General features: G+C 50.9%; 11 protein-coding genes. 4 read left to right on the top strand and 7 right to left on the bottom strand.

All coding sequences use genetic code 11. The features are described from left to right. Window positions 1-17 precede the first annotated feature (17 nt). The 7 genes from HRU78_03335 to HRU78_03305 form a co-directional block, all read right to left on the bottom strand. Window positions 18-3,155 (bottom strand): efflux RND transporter permease subunit, encoded by a 3,138-nt coding sequence (locus tag HRU78_03335; protein QOJ22802.1) that lies wholly within the window; start codon window positions 3,153-3,155, stop codon window positions 18-20. Next, window positions 3,152-4,324 carry an efflux RND transporter periplasmic adaptor subunit gene (locus HRU78_03330; GenBank protein ID QOJ22801.1) on the bottom strand — a complete coding sequence of 391 codons (1,173 nt, stop codon included), beginning with the start codon at window positions 4,322-4,324 and terminating at the stop codon, window positions 3,152-3,154. Before HRU78_03330 ends, HRU78_03335 begins: the two co-directional genes overlap by 4 nt. Window positions 4,325-4,372: 48 nt before the next feature. Further along, window positions 4,373-5,743 carry an efflux transporter outer membrane subunit gene (locus HRU78_03325; GenBank protein QOJ22800.1) on the bottom strand — a complete coding sequence of 457 codons (1,371 nt, stop codon included), beginning with the start codon at window positions 5,741-5,743 and terminating at the stop codon, window positions 4,373-4,375. Between the two features lie 39 nt (window positions 5,744-5,782). Beyond that, window positions 5,783-6,760 carry an alpha/beta hydrolase gene (locus HRU78_03320; protein ID QOJ22799.1) on the bottom strand — a complete coding sequence of 326 codons (978 nt, stop codon included), beginning with the start codon at window positions 6,758-6,760 and terminating at the stop codon, window positions 5,783-5,785. A 53-nt stretch (window positions 6,761-6,813) separates the two neighbouring features. After that, window positions 6,814-9,078, bottom strand: a complete 2,265-nt coding sequence (locus tag HRU78_03315) for a TonB-dependent siderophore receptor (GenBank protein ID QOJ22798.1) — start codon at window positions 9,076-9,078, stop codon at window positions 6,814-6,816. Between the two features lie 63 nt (window positions 9,079-9,141). Next, on the bottom strand, window positions 9,142-10,443 hold the full coding sequence (locus HRU78_03310; protein QOJ22797.1) for a lysine N(6)-hydroxylase/L-ornithine N(5)-oxygenase family protein: 1,302 nt from the start codon (window positions 10,441-10,443) through the stop codon (window positions 9,142-9,144). A gap of 10 nt (window positions 10,444-10,453) precedes the next feature. Next, window positions 10,454-11,506, bottom strand: coding sequence for an acetyltransferase (locus tag HRU78_03305; GenBank protein ID QOJ24895.1), 1,053 nt, complete (start codon window positions 11,504-11,506; stop codon window positions 10,454-10,456). 324 nt (window positions 11,507-11,830) lie between these two features. Here HRU78_03305 and HRU78_03300 point away from each other — a divergent pair, with 324 nt between their 5' ends. The 4 genes from HRU78_03300 to HRU78_03285 all read left to right on the top strand — a co-directional run bounded on the left by HRU78_03300 (window position 11,831) and on the right by HRU78_03285 (window position 18,045). Continuing rightward, entirely contained in the window at window positions 11,831-13,501 is a 1,671-nt protein-coding gene (locus HRU78_03300; GenBank protein ID QOJ22796.1) for a cyclic peptide export ABC transporter, read from the top strand. 4 nt (window positions 13,502-13,505) lie between these two features. Further along, the gene (locus HRU78_03295) at window positions 13,506-14,768 is read left to right on the top strand and encodes a PepSY domain-containing protein (protein QOJ22795.1); all 1,263 of its coding nucleotides are present in this window, start codon (window positions 13,506-13,508) and stop codon (window positions 14,766-14,768) included. Window positions 14,769-15,051: 283 nt separating this feature from the next. Next, window positions 15,052-16,374, top strand: coding sequence for a hypothetical protein (locus HRU78_03290; protein QOJ22794.1), 1,323 nt, complete (start codon window positions 15,052-15,054; stop codon window positions 16,372-16,374). A 309-nt stretch (window positions 16,375-16,683) separates the two neighbouring features. Further along, window positions 16,684-18,045, top strand: coding sequence for a thiol oxidoreductase (locus tag HRU78_03285; protein QOJ24894.1), 1,362 nt, complete (start codon window positions 16,684-16,686; stop codon window positions 18,043-18,045). Window positions 18,046-18,195: the final 150 nt, after the last annotated feature.

Raw genomic sequence — 18,195 nt, 5'->3', positions numbered from 1 at the left:
GTAAAAATGTGCGTCGATCAGAGTACTTCCCCGGCGCGCGTTGAAACCTTCATGCGTTCCGATATTTCCCGCAATACCACGCAACTGACGGGCACCAGCACCAAAGTGACCAGCACCGAAAACAGGATGCCGAATGCCAGTGTCACCGCCATCGGCAGAATTTTCTCCGCATCCGAGCTTTGCACATTGATGAACGGCAGCAATCCGACAAAAGTGGTCGTGCTGGTCAGAAAAATCGCGCGGAAGCGGGCCTTACAAGCCCGGATCACGGTTTGATAGCGGGTGAAATTCTCCTGTGTCGCTTTATTGATTTGGGCCACCAGTATCAGGCTGTCGTTGATCACGATCCCTCCGACGGCAAACAAGGCCACATAAGACTCCAGCGATAAAGGTATGGCCAGTAACAGATGACCCAATATCGCGCCGATGAAACCGAAGGGAATGGCCAGCATGATCATCAACGGCTGCAGATAAGACCGCAACGGAATCGCCAGCAGTGCATAGATGCCCAATAGCGCAAACATTCCATAACGCCACAGATCGGACATGGCGGCTTCCTGTTTCTGGCGAGCTTGCCCCGATTCGATCTTGATTCCCGGAAACTGCGCTTCCAATTCGGGAATCACATGAGTGCGCAAATCGGCAAGAATAGTTTCAATACTGGCTTGTTCCTTATACACTTCTGCGCTGATCAATTGAACCCGCTCGCGGTTCTGCCGGATGATGCTGGCAAAACCCGGCATCAACTCAGCTTCCGCCACCGCAGCGAATGGCACGCTATCGCCATTGGGTAGCTGGATCGGCAAGCGGTAAATATCATCCAGTGAACGACGCTGCTGCGCAGGTAAGCGAACGATGACACGAACCTCATCACGATCCAGAAAGAATCGCTGCACTTCCAAACCGAGAAAACCATTGCGTACCTGCTCTCCCAGATTGTGCATGGTCAAACCCTGCGTTACCGCTTCCGGTTTGAGCTTGAGATGCAATTCGGGTTTACCCATCTGCATCGCACCGGTGACACTATGGACGCCCGTGTATGCAGCCAGCCTGGTCTTGAGTATTTCACTAACAACACTTTGTTGCCCGATGTCCTGAGCAACCAGCTTCAACTCGATGGCCTTGGCCGATTGCGCCGCAGTGACCCCCAGATTTCTTGGCCAAAAAGTCTGGAACGACAGCGTTGCACCGGGCGGCAATTCGCCCAGACGTTCTTCCCATTGCTGCTTTATGCTGTCCATACGCGAGCGGATCCGCTCATCAATGGCGATTTCGATATCCACAAACGCGGCGTTATCCTCGCTAACGGATATGATGTGCTGGAAGCTATCCTGCAACTTATCCGCTGCACCCAATCCGAGTTCTGCATTCAGCTCTGCACGAATATCATTGGCGGTCCGTTCCAGTTGCAACACATGCGCATTGACTTCCTCGAACGGTGTGCCTGGAACAAACTGCAGAATGGCGAACAGATAATAATCATTGACCGGCGCATCCATAACGCTTTGAATCCGCCCGGATGAAACGAGTGCAACCGCCACCAGCAAAATCATCGCAAACATCGCTAGCGTTATGTAACGAAAATACAGCAATCGCTTCAGTACCGGTATGTACACGCTATTGACGAACCATTGCAGTGCCGCATCCACCTTGACTCTGGCTTGTTCGAATGCGGCCCCGATTTTGTTCTGTGCCGATGCCGGACGATCATACGACGACAAGTGAGAAGGCAGAATGAATAACGCCTCCAGCATCGAGAATGCCAATGTCAGAATCACCACGGCAGAAACGTTGTACATCAAGTGACCGCTGAGTCCCGGCAGGAACAGACCGGGCACGAAAGCTATCATGGTGGATAGCACCATCATGACAATCAGCGGTGCCACTTCCATCGTGCCGCTGATGGCGCCGGCCAATCCCGGATTGCCCTGTTCCTGATGGGTATAGATATTTTCCCCGACGACAATGGCATCATCGGCCAAAACGCCAATGATCAGAATCAGCGCGGAAATCGAGTAGGTATTCAACGAAATGCCCAGCACCGGCATCATCCATAATGCGCCGAACAACGACACCAGAATACCGCTGCTAACCCAAAGCGCAAGGCGGAAGCGCAGCGTGAACATCAGTACCAGAAAAACCAGGAAAAAGCCTGAAATGGCGTTTTCCTTCAGCATGTACATGTTTTCCGCATAATATCTCGACCAGTCGTCCCATATCGAAATACCGACACCGGCCGGTAATTCGGCACGAAATCCATCGACCACTGCATTGACCGCTTCGACCGATGTCGAAATCCGGTCCTTGGACATCACGAAGATTTGCACGGCCGGCTTGCCATCGATCCTGGCCCGCATATCCTTGTCATTGACTGTCTCTCGAATCCGCGCCACATCACCCAGTAACAAACGCGCCCCATTGACATCCGATCGCAAGGTAATCGCTGCATAATCCGCTACGGTCATGGCTTGATGCTTGCTTCTCAACAACAATTTGCCATCCGGTTTCTTGAGTTCCCCGGCCGGTATGTTTTGCGACGTCGCCTGAATCGCTGCCGCAATCTCCTCAAAACTCAAATCGTAACGGCGCAACTCGGATTCCGTGACTTCAATCGAGATTTCATAGGGAATCCCAGGCCAGGGCGTTAATTTCCCGATATCCGGATGCCGGCTCAACATGGCTTGCAACCGGTCACGCTGACGCATCAAGGTCAGCAGGTCGACGTCGCCGTGCACCATCACGGTCACTGCGGTGGTGCCGGTTTTTAATTCCGTGATCTTCAGTTTCTCGGCTTCTTTTGGAAAAACCGTGATGCGATCCATGCGTGCCTGCACATTGGCCTGAAAACGCGCCGCATCGATTTTCGGATCGAACTCGACGATGACCTCGCAGTGCGCCTGATAAGCGGTTGCATTGATTTGCCGGATACCTTCCAGATCATGCATCGCAGTCTCAATCGGAATACACAATGCACGCTCCACTTCCGCCGGACCGGCACCCGGATATTCGATCTCGATTTGCAATTGATTTTGCGGTGCCGGAGGGATGGTATAGCGTTTGGCGATGGTCAATCCCAGGATTCCGCCGGCAATGATGAGCAGCATTAAAAAATTTGCCGCAATCGGATTCCTGGCAAACCAGACAATCAGTTTCATGGCCTTTCCTTCGGTACTACGGACATGCCTTCAACCGGATGCAGCAGGCCGGAAACCATGATCCGCTCACCCGGCGTCAGACCTTCCTTTACAATGACCTGCTCATGCACCTTTCTCAGAACGGTAACGTGACGCAGGCGCACACGGTTGTCCTGATCAACTATCGCAATCCGGTCATCTTGCAATACTGCACCGGCAGGCAACACATACGCATCCTCCAGCCAGCGTCCTTCGATGCTCGCCTCGACATATAAACCCACCGGCAACATCGAAGCCGCACGGTCCCGCTCATTCCCGCGCAACCCAAAAGGGTCGCTGACTTGAGCCACAATCATCACCATACCGGTTTTTTCATCGATGGCACCCTCGCTGCGCACAATCCGGCCTCGCCAGGTTTGTATTTCTCCGCGATAGTTCGCCGACAAAATGACTTCAGCACCTTTGGCTGCAGCGGAACGCGATGGCCAGTCCGGCACATCAACCCAAGACAGCTCCTGCGTGTTGACGGGTAAACGCACTTCCGCCAGATCGCTGCTGTAGATACTGCCCAGCACGTCGCCGGTGTTCAGGTACTGCCCCATCCCGATGGTTTTGGTGCGTACCCGGCCATTGAAGGGTGCGCGTATTTCCGTACGCTGCCGCAGCAATCGGGCGTTTTTCAACTCTTCCTGCTCAGCGGCAAGTTTTGCTTTTTTTTCCTTTAATTGCGGAATTCTCAAATTCAAAGGACTGGGATCGCCTTCGCCCAGTTGCCGCCATTCTTGCCGCGCCTGCTCCGCTTCGGCTTCCTCACGCGTCAATTGATATTGCGCTTCCATGACCCGGGCTTGCGCCTGTGCCACACGCAAATCGTATTCCGCCGGGTCGATGGAAACCAGCAAATCCCCCTTTTTGAAAAAGCCGCCACTGACAAACGCCGGCGCCACATGGGTGATATTGCCCGAGACCCCCGTTATGACCTCGATTTCGGTTTGCGCTCTGACACGCCCTCGCGTTTGTACTGTCATTTGTAACCGTTGCGGTCGTGCCGTGATCGTTTGCACCGCTGGCGGTTCAACAACTTGCAGTTGTTGCTCAGCCTGTGGCGGCATACGGACGATGATCATGGCCGCAACGATGCCCGCCATTATTACGAATAAAGCGATGAATAGTTGTTTACGCGCTTTCATCAACAAACAAAGTTCTGCATATAGGGAAAGATGGTTACATGAGATCGATCAGGCATTGCCACCCAGAGCCAGGTAGAGGTTGATACGGTTGCTCAGCAATTGCCGGGTTACGGAAAGATGCGCCGTCTGTGCATTCAGCATGCTGCGATAGCTGTCCAGCAACGTCAGAATTTCGATGGTACCGTTTCGATACGAGTAAATAGCCAGTTTCTGGCTGGACCCGGTATGTTCAACCGCTTTGCGCAACGCAACTTCCTGCTGCCGTAACCATTCTTCCGCTGCCAGTGCCTGTTCGACCTCGCGAAAGGCATTCAATGCCGTATTTTTGTACTGATTCAGGGCTTCCTCGGCGCGCGCCTGATTGCGGAAAATCTCACCTTGGATGCGCCAACCGGTAAACACCGGTTGCACCAATCCGGCAAGCACATTCCAGGCAGCAGCTCTGGGATCGATCAATTCGGTCAGATCAACACTACGGCTCCCGCCGGTCGCCGTCAGCGTAATCCGCGGCAAGCGCAATTTTTGCGCGCTGACTGTCCGCAAATCGGCTGCTTGCAGACGCTTGAATGCGGCTATCAGATCGGGCCTGCGTTCCAGCAATTCCGACGGCAATCCTGCCGGTATCGCTGCCGGTAGTGATGGCAGCTGGGTGATGCTCCATACCTTATCTTCGGGATAATTACCCAGTAAGATTTCCAATCTTTTGGAAATTTGCTGCACCCGGTTACGCGCCTGTTTCAGTTGCGCCTCGGCATTCGCCAAGTCATTTAAGGCCAAACGCAAATCCAATCCCCGCACCAGACCGCGCTGAAAGCGCCCGCGCACCAGATCGGCGATCACCCCCCGATCTTTGATCGACTGCTCAATGACGTCCGATTGCAATTCGGCTTCGATCAATTCGAAATAACTTTGTGCAACGCGCGCTGCCAGCGACAAGCGGGTTCCCTGAAAATCCGCCTGCACGGCGGTGGCTTCCGTTATAGCCGCCAGATGCGAATCGCGGATTCTTCCCCACAAATCCACTTCCCAGCTGACACCGAATAGTGCTTCGAAAACGTTGTAGCGGGCGGAACCGAAACCAGCATCGCGGATTTGCACTTCCTGATAATCCGCCGAGAAAAAAAGCTGCGGCCAGCGGGGAGACCCGTCAATGCGCGCCTGAGCGGTGGCAGCCTGAATTCTCGCCGCCGCAGCCTTCAACTCGTAGTTATTTTCCAGTGCGCGATCCACCAGTTGTTTTAACGTTGCATCTTGAAATGTTTCCACCCAATTCACTGCGACGGATTGCTCCGCGGCATATTCGCTCCATTGCTGTGGAATGGCAGCACCGGCATCACCAACGCGTCGCTCGGGCAACAGGTTGCAGGCACTTATGGCGAACAGAAGCAAGAGGAAGCAAAACAGATGAAATGGTTTCATAGTGGAACCGGTATAAATCGCATGCGCACTCCCATGTTTTCAGCTGCGATCATTTTCAGGATAAAAAGCTTGCGCCAGGGTTCTCGCCAGATCCCGGCGAACTTGCTCCGCTTCTTCGACGATATTGCCCAGCCGGGCAAAATCATGAACCATACCCGAATAAACGTTGACCTGCGTATCCACACCGCTGGCCTGCAACCGCCCGGCATAAGCCATTCCCTCATCCAGCAAGGGATCATACTCGGCCAAAACAAGGCGGGCTGGCGCCAATTTCGACAAATCCGCAGCTTCCAGCGGCGCAAAGCGCCAATCAGCCCGATCGGCATCCGTGCGCAGATAAAGATTGAACATCCATTGCAGGGTTTTCGCTTCCAGCAAGTATCCGCTGGCAAGGCGGCGATGGGATTCACTATCCTGCCATGCGCTCGTACAGGGATACAGCAGAAGCTGGCAAACCGGCGGTTGCCGGTTCTCGTCCCGAGCCATGATCGTGATCCCGGTTGCCAATGTACCGCCGACACTATCGCCACCGACAGCAATACGGCTCGTGTCAAAACCGTGAGCAAATCCTTGTGCCAGGAGCCAGCGATACGCATCGTGCGCATCGTTTACAGCATAAGGAAAACGATACGCCGGCGCCAACCGGTAAGCGACATGCAAGACATGACAGGGCGTCAATGCAGCCAACGAACGGCACAGCGAATCGTGCGAATCCAAACTGCCCAGGCAATAACCGCCACCATGAAAATATAACAATACCGGTTGCGGATCAGAAGTTTGCGCAAATTCCAGCGGCTTGTACCACCTGGCGCTGATCCGATATCCATCGCGGCTTTCGATGCTGAGTTCTTGCACGCTTGCCACCTGCGGACCCGGAACATCCAGGATGTGCGTGGCCGCTTCGTATTCGCGGCACGCCAGATCCGGCGGCAAATCGTGCATCGCCGGCCTGTCGCCACTGGCCACCGCTTCCGCTGCCAGTTCGAGAAATACCGACAGCTCGTCATTCAGCGGCATGCGATTCCTCCGGTCATCAACCCGATAGCGGAAAAAAACATCATGATCATCGGCTAGAACCGGAATGTCAGAGTACCGATCACCGTACGTAGTGTTCCGAGATAATATCTATTGAAGTTTGTTGTCGCAATGTAGGATTCATTAAAAATATTACTGGCATTGATATTGAACAACATGGGACCTCTTTCATAGCGCAGCGTAGCATCGAACAAGGTAAACGATGGCGTAGTGCTGATATTGCCTTCTTCATTAAATGTGCTGCCAGTGTAACGAACACCTCCTCCCAATCCAAATCCTTTCAACCATTCATAACCCAAAGCACCGAAGGAATAATCGAGCCACCCGGAAGCCATCGTAGTGGGAACCTGTATCGGTGTTTTTCCCTTGAAGTCGGTATCTTTCATATTATCCACATCCAGATAGGTAAAGGTACCGATGGCATTCAGCCCGCGCAGCAATTCACCCCGTCCTTCCAGCTCAACGCCGCGCGATCTGACTTCCCCAATTGCCATAAGATGCGCTCCGCTAGAATCACTCGGGTCTCGCGATAGCGCGTTCGTTTTGGTCAGATCAAAAAACGCTACCGTATAAAGAGACTTTCCTCCCACCGGCTGAAACTTGACACCCGCTTCGAATTGCGAAGCTCGGGAAGGATCAAACGGCCTGCCTTCTTTATCGACGCCGGGTTGCGCCATGAACGATTGCGAATAACTGAAATAAGGCACTATACCGTTCGCAAACAGATAGGATAAACCTGCTCGACCGGTAAATGCGCTATCCTTGTTGCGGGTTGCGGATTCACTCAGTAGATCGCTATCTTTGGTGTTAAGCCTGTCAAAGCGTCCGCTTAAAGTCAAAATCCAGCTATCGTATTTAAGCTGATCCTGGATGTAGAAACCCAATTGATCGATCCGCTGTTTCGCGTTCTGCGATAACAAATCAGGCCTCGGAATCGGTTGCGAATAGACCGGATTGGTAATATCGATGGCGGGCACCACATAGTCGCTGGTATATCCTTCAAAGTAGCGCATGGATGCATTGGTCTGATTCCAGTCGGCCCCTAGCAATAGGGTATGACTGACGGGACCGGTCGCAATCTTTGCTTGCAAATGGGTATCAAGCACGGTTTGACTCAAGCGCTCATTAGTCGCATAGGCTTGACGCTCCATCACAGTCGGCTGTTCAGTGTTGTAGTCCAACGAAAACAGATCCTGGAAAGTACCCTTCTGAAACGCGTGACGGAAATTTTGCCGGACTGTCAGCATTTCATTGAAGTGATGTTCGAGTCGATAGCTGAACGATCCCTGGTTCTGCGCGTAGCGGGAAAACTTCGGATCGCTTTGCAGCACGTTGGTAAACCGGCCATCCGGCGCGGTGATATAAAAGGGTGAAGAACCGCTCCGGTTGTTAAGCACATCACCCATTAAAGTGATGGTCGTCGCAACAGTCGGCCGGAAAGTGATGGATGGCGCGATATAAAACCGCTCATTATGCCCCCGGTCACCGCCGGTATTGGGATATCTGACTTGCAAATCACTGTCGAGCGCGGTGGTCACCAGCCGCATCATGATCGTTCCATCCTTGTTCGCCACCCCCAGATCGGCTGCGAATCTTTTCCGGTCAAAATTACCGTACTGAAATTCCACTTCACGGATCGGCGCAGCAGTCGGCCGCTTGGTTACCCGGTTCACGATACCGCCGGCATCACCACGCCCGAACATCACCGAAGATGGGCCACGCAGAACATCGACCCGCTCCAGGCCATAGGTATCCGTGATAAAACTGTTGAAAAACAAACCCTGTGCCGCATTGCTCAGATCATCGCGGAAATTGGCGGTCGTCAAGGCATTGAATCCCCGCATATACAAATACTCGAACCCGCGTCCGTCGAATCCGAATTGATCAACGGTAACGCCGGGAACATAACGCAAGGCCTCGGTGAAATTTTGCACGCTGCGCATATCCATTTCATTGCGGGTCACCACCGATATCGATTGCGGTATCTCGATGATCGGCGTATCGGTCTTGGTCGCGGTAATGCTGCGTTTAGCGACATACCCTGTCGCCTCCCCGGTATTCTTGGCTTCAATTACCACAGTCGGAAGCGTCGAATCGGCTGTTTTCTTTGCATCCGGTTTGCCGGAATCCTTTTCTTGAGAATCGTCCTTCCGCTCAGATGCTCCGGTTGAATTTTGCACTTCCGTCTGCTTCGTTTGCGCAAAGCCGCTGCTGACGGTCATAGTTAATGCGATGGACAAAACTGCAGAAAATGCCAGATGCTTTGATAGGCCAAGTGATATTGTTATTTTTTTGTACATGACTGGAAACTAGAAATATAAAAAAACTATGAATAAAAAAGTAATCGCTCAGTACACCACTGCTCAGGCGATCAACGATGAAACGGCTCGTGCTGTTACCAGAGGTTTGATCTGATCCAGAGAATCCATCAGGGCTTGAGTGATTTCGCTGGCACGAATCGCAGTAACCGATAGCAAGGTGTCGCTCAGTCCATGACTGGATTCGCAGGCTCCTTGCAAAAAAATAGCCGGTTTGAATTGCGGCGTGGCACTCAGCCGGTAATTACGATCCACCGATAAGGTGTTGAGAAACGGCATTAGCGGTGACAACAATGCTTGGAAATGGTCACGGTGATAGCCGGTCGCGAGTACGACGGCATCGTAGGTTTCAGAGAAATCGCAATCATCGTTCAAATCATGCAATGCAAACTGAATCCCTTGCGGTAATGAGTCAGCCCGCCTCACTTCGTGTCTGCGTAAAAACCGATGCCGCTGCGCGCCTGTTACCTTTTGCTGATAGAGCACGTTGAATATCTGTTCGATCAGCACCAGGTCCGGTGCAGCATAATTGGTGTGCCAGAATTCCCCGAGCAGCCTGCTGCGTTCCTGTTCCGAGCTATTGAAAACAAAATCGGTGAAATCGGCGTTGAAGATTTCATTGACAAAAGGGCTGTCATCGGAAGGTTTAATGGAGCGGGCACGCATGATCAAATCGACTTTTGCGTTATCGAAACGGCCGTGCAAGTCCATGAAAATCTCCGCAGCACTCTGTCCGCCACCCACGACAGCTATTGTTTTGGCATTTGAGAATTCCTTGATTCTTCTCAAATAATCATTGGAATGGAAAACCCGTTTGTCGTCCCTTAGTGCCAGGAAACCGTCGGGAATTCTCGGTTTACCGCCGATACCTACCGCCAGGCTGCGCGTCAACCGTTCATGCATAATGTTATTCCGGTCGCGGGATCTTACGCGCAAGTACACGATTTCATTGCCGACTTTTTCCGGCAAGATCTCGATCACTTCTTCTCCATAAGCGCAACTATCATCGAAATGTGAGGCAGCCCATGCCAAATAATCATTGAACTCGTGCCGGCTGGGGAAAAAAGTCTTCAAATTGATGAAATCCTGCAACCGGTTTTTTTGATGCAGATAATTGATAAAAGTGAAATAACTGGCCGGATTACGCAGCGTGGCCAGATCCTTGAGAAATGAAACCTGCATGTGCGCATTGTCCAGCATCATATTGGCATGCCACGCGAACTCCGGTTGTTTCTCGATAAAAAAGGCATCGATGTCATAGCCGACTTGTTTTTTTTCTTCCAGAGTAATGGCCAGGGCGATATTCGATGGACCAAAACCAATACCAATCAAATCATAAATTTGCATGATGTAACCCTCAGGATAACGATAAGGAATGTGCGGTGACGGTACTGCGCGGCACCCACAATTGTTCGGAAAAGAAACGCTCGCGCAGCAGCATGTGCAGTGCAGCGCGTTTATGCGGAAAGTCGAATTCCTTGAGATTGGTGTAACCGCCATGGGCGAGATTCCGCATCATCTTGAGATTATCGACGCGAGGCTCGATGACAATGCGTTGCGTCCGGCAATCGTCCAGGAATAAATAATGTGAAATCGATGGCAACCAGGCCGTCACGAAAGGTTTGCCACGCATCTGCGGCTCACCAATCAGCACATGCCAACCGCGATCAAAGTCATGCGCATCGTAAAACGGTGCAACACGGTCCTCTTTGGCCCAATAAACCTCGAAGTAACCGAAAGGTTCATCGTCCAGGCACGCAATCAGATTCAGCATGTGAGGATCCGCATCGATTGCTTCGAGATAATGCCGATGTTTTTGCATGTCTCCGGTCTCCTGCCAAAAAGCAGCGACCACAGGATCATTCATCCAGCGGTTGAAGCGTTGCAGGTCGGTATCGATTGCCACGCAGCGGAAATTCAGCGTGCGTCCGAGCCATGGAATATAGCGCCGGTAGACCCGACCGGAAGGCTTGGGCGAGCGCAGCGGATGGCGCCGTCCTTGACTGAATCCATAGCGGATGGGATAAGGTTCGCCGCTGCCGCGTTGATGCCATAGCCTGGACTGCTGCCAGAATGTCTCAGCATAAGCTGTCACCCGATTGCCATCGGTAGTCAGCACTCCTGTCGCAAACAATCCGGGAAATTGCAATTGCGCAACGGACAATATCACTTTCTTTTGCGCCGGATAGTAAGTCAGCGCGGCTTCGATAACCGCCAACAGTTCCGTTGCGGACGGTTGTTTGCCGATTGCATCGATTAACCCCAATTCCAGCTGTCCATCGGTATTTCGCAGAGACCAAATCGACGGTTGTCCATTGTCACGATGCCCAACGTATAACCTTTGATCATCAAGCTTGATGACACAGCAAGCCTGATCGGGGTACGACAGCAGATTCACTTGATCAACCATTCGCTCGTCGATCAAGGTCGCGGATGAATCACTCAGCAGATTCGATTTCATTTATCTTCAACACAATTTAATTTTAGCGATATACTCTCTAAACATTGAAGACGAATGAGAATTATTTTTATTTATAAATAACTGTTGCTCCTGATAATGTGCAACCTAATTAATTAAGATTAAGCAAATAATTATTAAGGTTTTTATTTTCTGAAAAGCAGTTGAAATGACTTACTCGATTCATATTGTTGCGACACAATCCGGCAATAGCCCTGTAAATAATTCTTATTGCCATTCGTCTCAAAAGTTGTATCAAAATGAACCAGGTGGAGCATGCTGAAATTTCTTGTTAAACAATCAAAACCTTTGTTGCTTGGCGCATCGCTTGCCAGCATCCTGCACGGCATCGGCAGTGTAATGTTATTGGCGCAGATCAATTCTGCGCTGACCTCGGAAAATACCGAGCATGAACGGATGGCGTGGCTTTTTGCCGTTACTGCGCTCGGTGTAATGTTCACTTATGTCATCGCAGCCATTCTTTTCGAACGGCTCGGTCAACAGGCGCACGCCGAGTTGCGCAGCTTCATAGCAAAACGAGTGATTACCGCCGATTACCGGCAATTGGAAGTTTTGGGTGCAGCCCGGGTGCAATCCGCTCTATCCGATCACTGCAGCCGGGTTGCCGAATTTTTCGTCAGCTTTCCGGTCATTCTGACCAATGCCGTGGTCGTGATCGGTTGCCTGGCTTATATGGCCTTTCTATCCTGGCACGTGTTCTTCCTGGCGGTTCTCATCGTCGGCCTGGGCTGCGTCGGCTATCATCTCGCCCATTTGCGCGCAATCCGGCACCTCGATGCGGCGGCACAGGAACAGGACCAATTGTTCGGTTACTTCCGCTCCTTGACGGATGGCGCCAAAGAATTGCGCCTTAATCACGACAAGCGGATTGTCTTTTTTGACGATGTATTGCGGCGCTCGATCGAGAAAGTACGCAAGGAGCGCACCTTCGGCATGTCGGTTTTTGTCGCATCCGCAGGATGGGGTAACTTTCTGATCTATGCCTTCATCGGCCTGGTGCTGTTCGTTCTGGTCGGCGATGTACCTGACCGCACCTTGATCATGACCGGCTACGCGCTGATTTTCGTTTACATGGTGGGACCACTGGAAGCGTTGCTGCTGAATATTCCACGCGCCAACCTGGCGCAGGTTTCCGCGGATAGGATCGAGGAAATTACGCAAGCCATGGCTTCCACGGAACAACCGGTAACCGGGACGACGGTGCCGCCGTTGCAATCGATCGTGCTCAAAGGAGTGTTGCATCGCTACTATCACGAACAAAAGGATGAAATGTTCACGCTCGGTCCGGTCGATTTATCGTTTCATCCCGGTGAAATCACTTTTCTGGTGGGCGGCAATGGCAGCGGTAAAACCACTCTGGCAAAGCTGCTCGTCGGCTTGTATCCACCCGAGGCGGGCACGATTACGCTGAATCAGATCCCGATTACTGACCTCAATCGCGATTATTACCGTCAATGCTTCACCGCCATTTTCTCCGACTTTCACCTCTTTGACCGGATTCTGGAAACCGGATTAAACACAGAACTGGATCACAACGGAAACCAATTGCTTGCCAAGCTGCACCTGCAAAACAAGGTCAAGGTACGGCACGGCGCTTTTACCACGCTATCGTTATCGCAAGGTCAGCGTAAACGGCTGGCCCTGGTGATAGCTTATCTCGAGAAGCGCCCGTTTCTGGTATTTGACGAATGGGCTGCCGATCAGGATCCCTTGTTCAAGGACATCTTTTATCACGAGCTGCTGCCGGAATTGCGCGCAATGGGTAAAGCCGTGCTGGTGATTTCGCACGATGATCGTTATTTTCATCTGGCTGATCGCTTGCTGCGTATGGAAAATGGCCGCTTGACGGTGGATCAGAGTCATAGCCGTTCAAGCAAATCCGAACCGGCTTCAACCCTGCAGTTTGCACTCAATAGCAGCACCTGACATTATGAAAAAGCCTCTCGCAACGGAATTGCTTGATCAGCCTCAGCACTCCATAAGAAACATCACAAAAACAAGAATAACGCGTCACATTCTGACTTCACTTCACCGCTGGGCAGGTCTCTCGCTGGCGGTCTTCCTGTTTATTGCCGGGTTTACCGGCGCCGTCATTTCATGGGATCACGAGCTGGATGAATGGTTGAATCCGCAACTGTTTGAACGACAGAGCCAAGGTGAAACGTTGCCTCCGCTCATGCTGGCCGATCATCTGGAAAAAGCCGATGCCCGCATCCTGATCACCTGGTTGCCGCTTTCCATCGAACCGGATCAGAATCTCGGATTGGCTGTTATCGGCCGCCCGGATCCGCAAACTGGAAAAGCGATCGATATCGGGGTAAATCAAATCGCGCTTGATCCGGTTACTGCGGACATCCGCGGATCTCGTATGTGGGGCGATATTGCGCTGACACGGGAAAATTTCGTGCCGTTTCTGTACAAGCTGCATTACAGCATGCACCTTCCGGATTTTTTCGATATCGAATTCGGCATCCTGTTCATGGGCATACTGGCCATTGTCTGGACCATCGATTGTTTTGTGGCCTTACTGTTGTCTTTCCCCAATTGGCAAGCCTGGCGCAAATCGTTTTCTTTCCGTTGGCATCAGGGCGGATACAAACTGAATTTCGATTTGCACCGCTCCGGCGGCGTTTGGTTATGGGGTCTGTTGCTGATTTTGGCTGTCACAGCGGTATCGATGAATCTGAATCAAGAAGTGATGCGTCCCGTCGTTTCGGTATTTTCCACACTCAGCCCCGATCCTTTTGCAGCGCGATCACCCAATCCGCATGACGAACCGATCGAACCCGGTATAAACCGGCATGAAATCGTCAAGCTGGCACAGGCTGAAGCGCGCCGGTTAGGCTGGGATATACCGCTGGGCGGGATGTTTTATGATCCGGAATATAGCATTTACGGTGTAACGTTTCATGAGCCCGGCAAAGATCATGCAGATCGCGGACTCGGCAATCCCTGGTTATATTTCGATGGCCAGGACGGGCGCTTTCTGGGCGATAAAATTCCCGGCAGCGGCAGTGCCGGGGATATTTTCCTGGATGCGCAGTTTCCTTTGCATTCCGGCAGAATTCTAGGATTACCGGGGCGCATTATGGTTTCGCTGTTGGGTTTACTGGTTGCAATCCTGTCGGTTACCGGTGTGATCATCTGGTACCGCAAACGCAAGGCACGGTCGATAGCCTACTATTATCAATAAAGCACCCCACTGCAAGGGGCGAGGAATTAAACCCGAAATGGTTAAAGCCGATGTCGCTTGATTGCTAAAAAGTCTCCCTTGTAAGACATTGAGTTTTTTAATCATCTATAGATGAGATTCTGGCGGTATTGCAATGATTCATTGAATCCAAATAGGTTTTTCCAAGATCGATCCGATTGCATCATGTGTTCCGATAAAATTCGCTCTTGCCATACAATCCCCATTGTATAATAATGATTCTCATTTCAGAAAACCCGATAATAATTAGAAAGGATATCAACTTATGAAAAACCATATGAAACTGATTCTAATCGGAATGGCAATAATAATGTTCGCTTCAGTATCACACGCTGAGCTACCAGAAATTCCAAAGCTTTATATCACTACAAACGGTCCGCAAGTCAATTTGTATTGGGACGAAGTCTCGGGAGCCAACAATTACACTTTGATCGCTTCCAACTCAAATGATGGATCACTCTTTGGTCAATTTGATCTGGGTACTAATACACAGGTGAATACGATTTTACCGCCTGGCTCCGGTTTTTTTGTTTCAATCCGCGCAGGAAATACTGAAGGGAATAGCGGCTTTTCTCTACCGCGCTTGCTGTTGGTACCGTCTGTTCCTACTGAAATACCCTCAGTACAGCAAGTGATTCAAAATTATGCGCGTAATGTGATATTTAATACCTATATCGATTTGGCCGAGCAAACTAAATTATTACGGGCCGCGATCCTTGAGCTGCAACTCGAAACGACGGCTAAAAATCTCCACCAGGCTCAGAATGCGTGGCGCAATGCACGCCGCCCGTGGGAACAATCAGAAGCATTTTTATTTGGTCCCGCCGAGACTCTAGATCTGGATCCTGCTTTGGACAGCTGGCCTATCAACGCGACTGACATACAGAATATCATCGATAGCACTACCCCATTGACGACAGAAACAGTTAGTGCCTTTGAGCCCACGCTCAAAGGCTTTCATGTCATCGAATATTTGCTATTTGGCAGCAAAAATAATAAAGCCGCTTCGGAATTAACTGCGCGAGAAATGGCGTATTTGATTTCAGCTGCTACTGCGCTGTCTAATGATGCGCAAATGTTAGCCGATGCATGGAATCCAAATGCCGGCAATTTCCTTGCGGAATTTTCTAAGGCTGGCGCAGGCAGCGCGACGTATCCGAGCCTGGCTTCCGCTGTACAGGAAATGCTCGAAGGAATGATTGGTATTGCTGACGAAGTAGGCACCGGCAAGCTTAGCAGGCCGCTTGCTGGACGCGATCCCAGTTTGACTGAATCTCAATTCAGTGCTAATTCAATAACCGATTTTATAAATAATATCAGAAGTATAAGAAATGTTTATACCGGAACTTATTTGTTATCCGAGGGACCTGGTTTGAACGCTTTGGTCAAATCGATCAACCCGGCATTAGACGAAGCCATAAACAATCAAATTGAAAAAACCATTGCTGCCATTTACGCCATACCCCAACCGTTTACCGAATCCATTATTAGCAATGCCGATTCAGTACAAACAGCCATTAACGAGGCGAAGAACCTGGTAGCATTATTGATCGACCAATTGTTGCCTTTAGCTCGCTCAGTTCGCTGAGATAATGCTTTTTTACGAGATCGAGCAAACCGATTCATCTTTGTTTTACAGATTATGAAATACCGTATTTTATTTATTGCTGCCGCATTTGCGCTTTGCTCATACGTACAAGCCGCTCCTCCTGCGGCACCTGTTGCTGCCTTTTCTGTAGAAGGTAATCGCGCCACTGTCAGTTGGTTGCCGATCGATAGTTCGAGCAAATACAAATTATATTGGTTGCCCTATCCATTACCCAAACCGATTGAAACCATTAACAGTATCGATCTTGGAACCGAAACCAAGGCATCTGCAGTACTGGATGACGGAACCATGTTTTATGTCGCCGTTACTGCTTATAACTCCGATGGGGAAAGCGCTTTTTCGAACATCGAAGTGATTGCAATCAAAAATGAGTTTTCGGGCGGTGATACGACTATCTCTGTCGTGAGCAGCTCCGCCTTTGGCAATCCGGCACCAAATCTCAGCCCTGAAGGCTTGGTGCGTCATTTAATCGGCGATTCCGAGTTCGAGCAAAGCTTTGTCACGGCTCCTGCATCATTTAACAGCGGATTGGGACCGGCATTCAACAACAATAGTTGTATCGCTTGTCACCCTAAAGACGGCCGAGGGCGGCCTCCTGAGGAAGGCGGAATATCTAATACATTTTTTCTTCGTCTCAGCATTCCAGGCGCTGATTCAAAAACTGGAAGCCCATTAGCCATACCTGGCTTTGGTACTCAGCTCCTTGATAAAGCGGTATTTGGCGTTCAACCAGAAGCCACCGTTAAAACGGGTTATATCGAAATTGACGGGAAGTTTGGCGACAATACACCGTATCAATTACGTAAACCGGCTTTTACTATCGATAAGCCTTACATGGACTTACCCGCCAAGTATTTAATATCGCCTCGCGTCGCGCCCCCTGTATTCGGCCGTGGCCTGCTTGAAGCCATTACTGATGACACTCTACTCGGTTGGACCGATGAAGATGATTTGAATGGCGATGGCATATCGGGCCGTGTTAATCGCGTTTGGGATGCAGTGAGCGAAACAACTGTAATCGGCCGATTCGGACTCAAAGCCAACAGCCCTTCGACATTGGTACAAACGGCTGGCGCGTACCATGGCGATATGGGCATTACCAATGAATTGTTTCCCGTGGAAAGTACGGCCGGACAACCTCAGTATGACGGCTTGAGTGACGACCCTGAACTGAAACCCGGCATCCTGGATGATGTTACATTTTATATCCAGACCTTGGCAGTGCCTTCGCGCCGTAATATTGATGACCCAAAAGTAAAACAAGGTCAGATCGTATTTGACCGGGCCGGGTGTGCTGCTTGCCACATTCCCACAGTAACTACCGGCGTTCTTGGCGGTGTGCCGGAAGTATCCCGGCAAGTCATCCACCCCTATACTGATTTGTTACTCCACGACATGGGCGAAGGGCTTGCCGATGGCCGGCCGGATTTTCTTGCTGATGGTCAGGAATGGAGAACCCCTCCACTGTGGGGAATCGGCTATACCAAAGTTGTGAATGGCCATACTTTTCTTCTGCACGATGGGCGTGCACGGGACTTGACAGAGGCTATTTTGTGGCATGGCGGTGAAGCCGAGTCTGCCAAGGAATACTTTCGCATGCTACCTTCTACCGATCGAGAAGCGCTGATTAAATTTCTTGAATCATTGTGATGTTAACGCCAGCCTGAATCTGATTCGAAACAAAACTGCATTTCGCTAACCGATGGCGAAATGGATTGGGTAAAGCCGCCGGGCAGCGGTTTTTTGATCGCAGCGATTGTCGGCTTGACCCTGAATCCCGATGCATGATTCCCTCTTGTC

It is taken from the genome of Gammaproteobacteria bacterium (assembly GCA_015709635.1).
Classification (GTDB): Bacteria; Pseudomonadota; Gammaproteobacteria; order Burkholderiales; family Nitrosomonadaceae; genus Nitrosomonas.
Note: the sequence above shows the minus strand (reverse complement) of the source record. Positions and strands in the feature narration are given on the sequence as shown.

Coding starts and splice junctions, on each gene's coding strand:
- HRU78_03335 (QOJ22802.1), bottom strand. CDS start 3,155: ATGAAACTGATTGTCTGGTTTGCCAGGAATCCGATTGCGGCAAATTTT.
- HRU78_03330 (QOJ22801.1), bottom strand. CDS start 4,324: ATGAAAGCGCGTAAACAACTATTCATCGCTTTATTCGTAATAATGGCG.
- HRU78_03325 (QOJ22800.1), bottom strand. CDS start 5,743: ATGAAACCATTTCATCTGTTTTGCTTCCTCTTGCTTCTGTTCGCCATA.
- HRU78_03320 (QOJ22799.1), bottom strand. CDS start 6,760: ATGCCGCTGAATGACGAGCTGTCGGTATTTCTCGAACTGGCAGCGGAA.
- HRU78_03315 (QOJ22798.1), bottom strand. CDS start 9,078: ATGTACAAAAAAATAACAATATCACTTGGCCTATCAAAGCATCTGGCA.
- HRU78_03310 (QOJ22797.1), bottom strand. CDS start 10,443: ATGCAAATTTATGATTTGATTGGTATTGGTTTTGGTCCATCGAATATC.
- HRU78_03305 (QOJ24895.1), bottom strand. CDS start 11,506: ATGGTTGATCAAGTGAATCTGCTGTCGTACCCCGATCAGGCTTGCTGT.
- HRU78_03300 (QOJ22796.1), top strand. CDS start 11,831: ATGCTGAAATTTCTTGTTAAACAATCAAAACCTTTGTTGCTTGGCGCA.
- HRU78_03295 (QOJ22795.1), top strand. CDS start 13,506: ATGAAAAAGCCTCTCGCAACGGAATTGCTTGATCAGCCTCAGCACTCC.
- HRU78_03290 (QOJ22794.1), top strand. CDS start 15,052: ATGAAAAACCATATGAAACTGATTCTAATCGGAATGGCAATAATAATG.
- HRU78_03285 (QOJ24894.1), top strand. CDS start 16,684: ATGTTTTATGTCGCCGTTACTGCTTATAACTCCGATGGGGAAAGCGCT.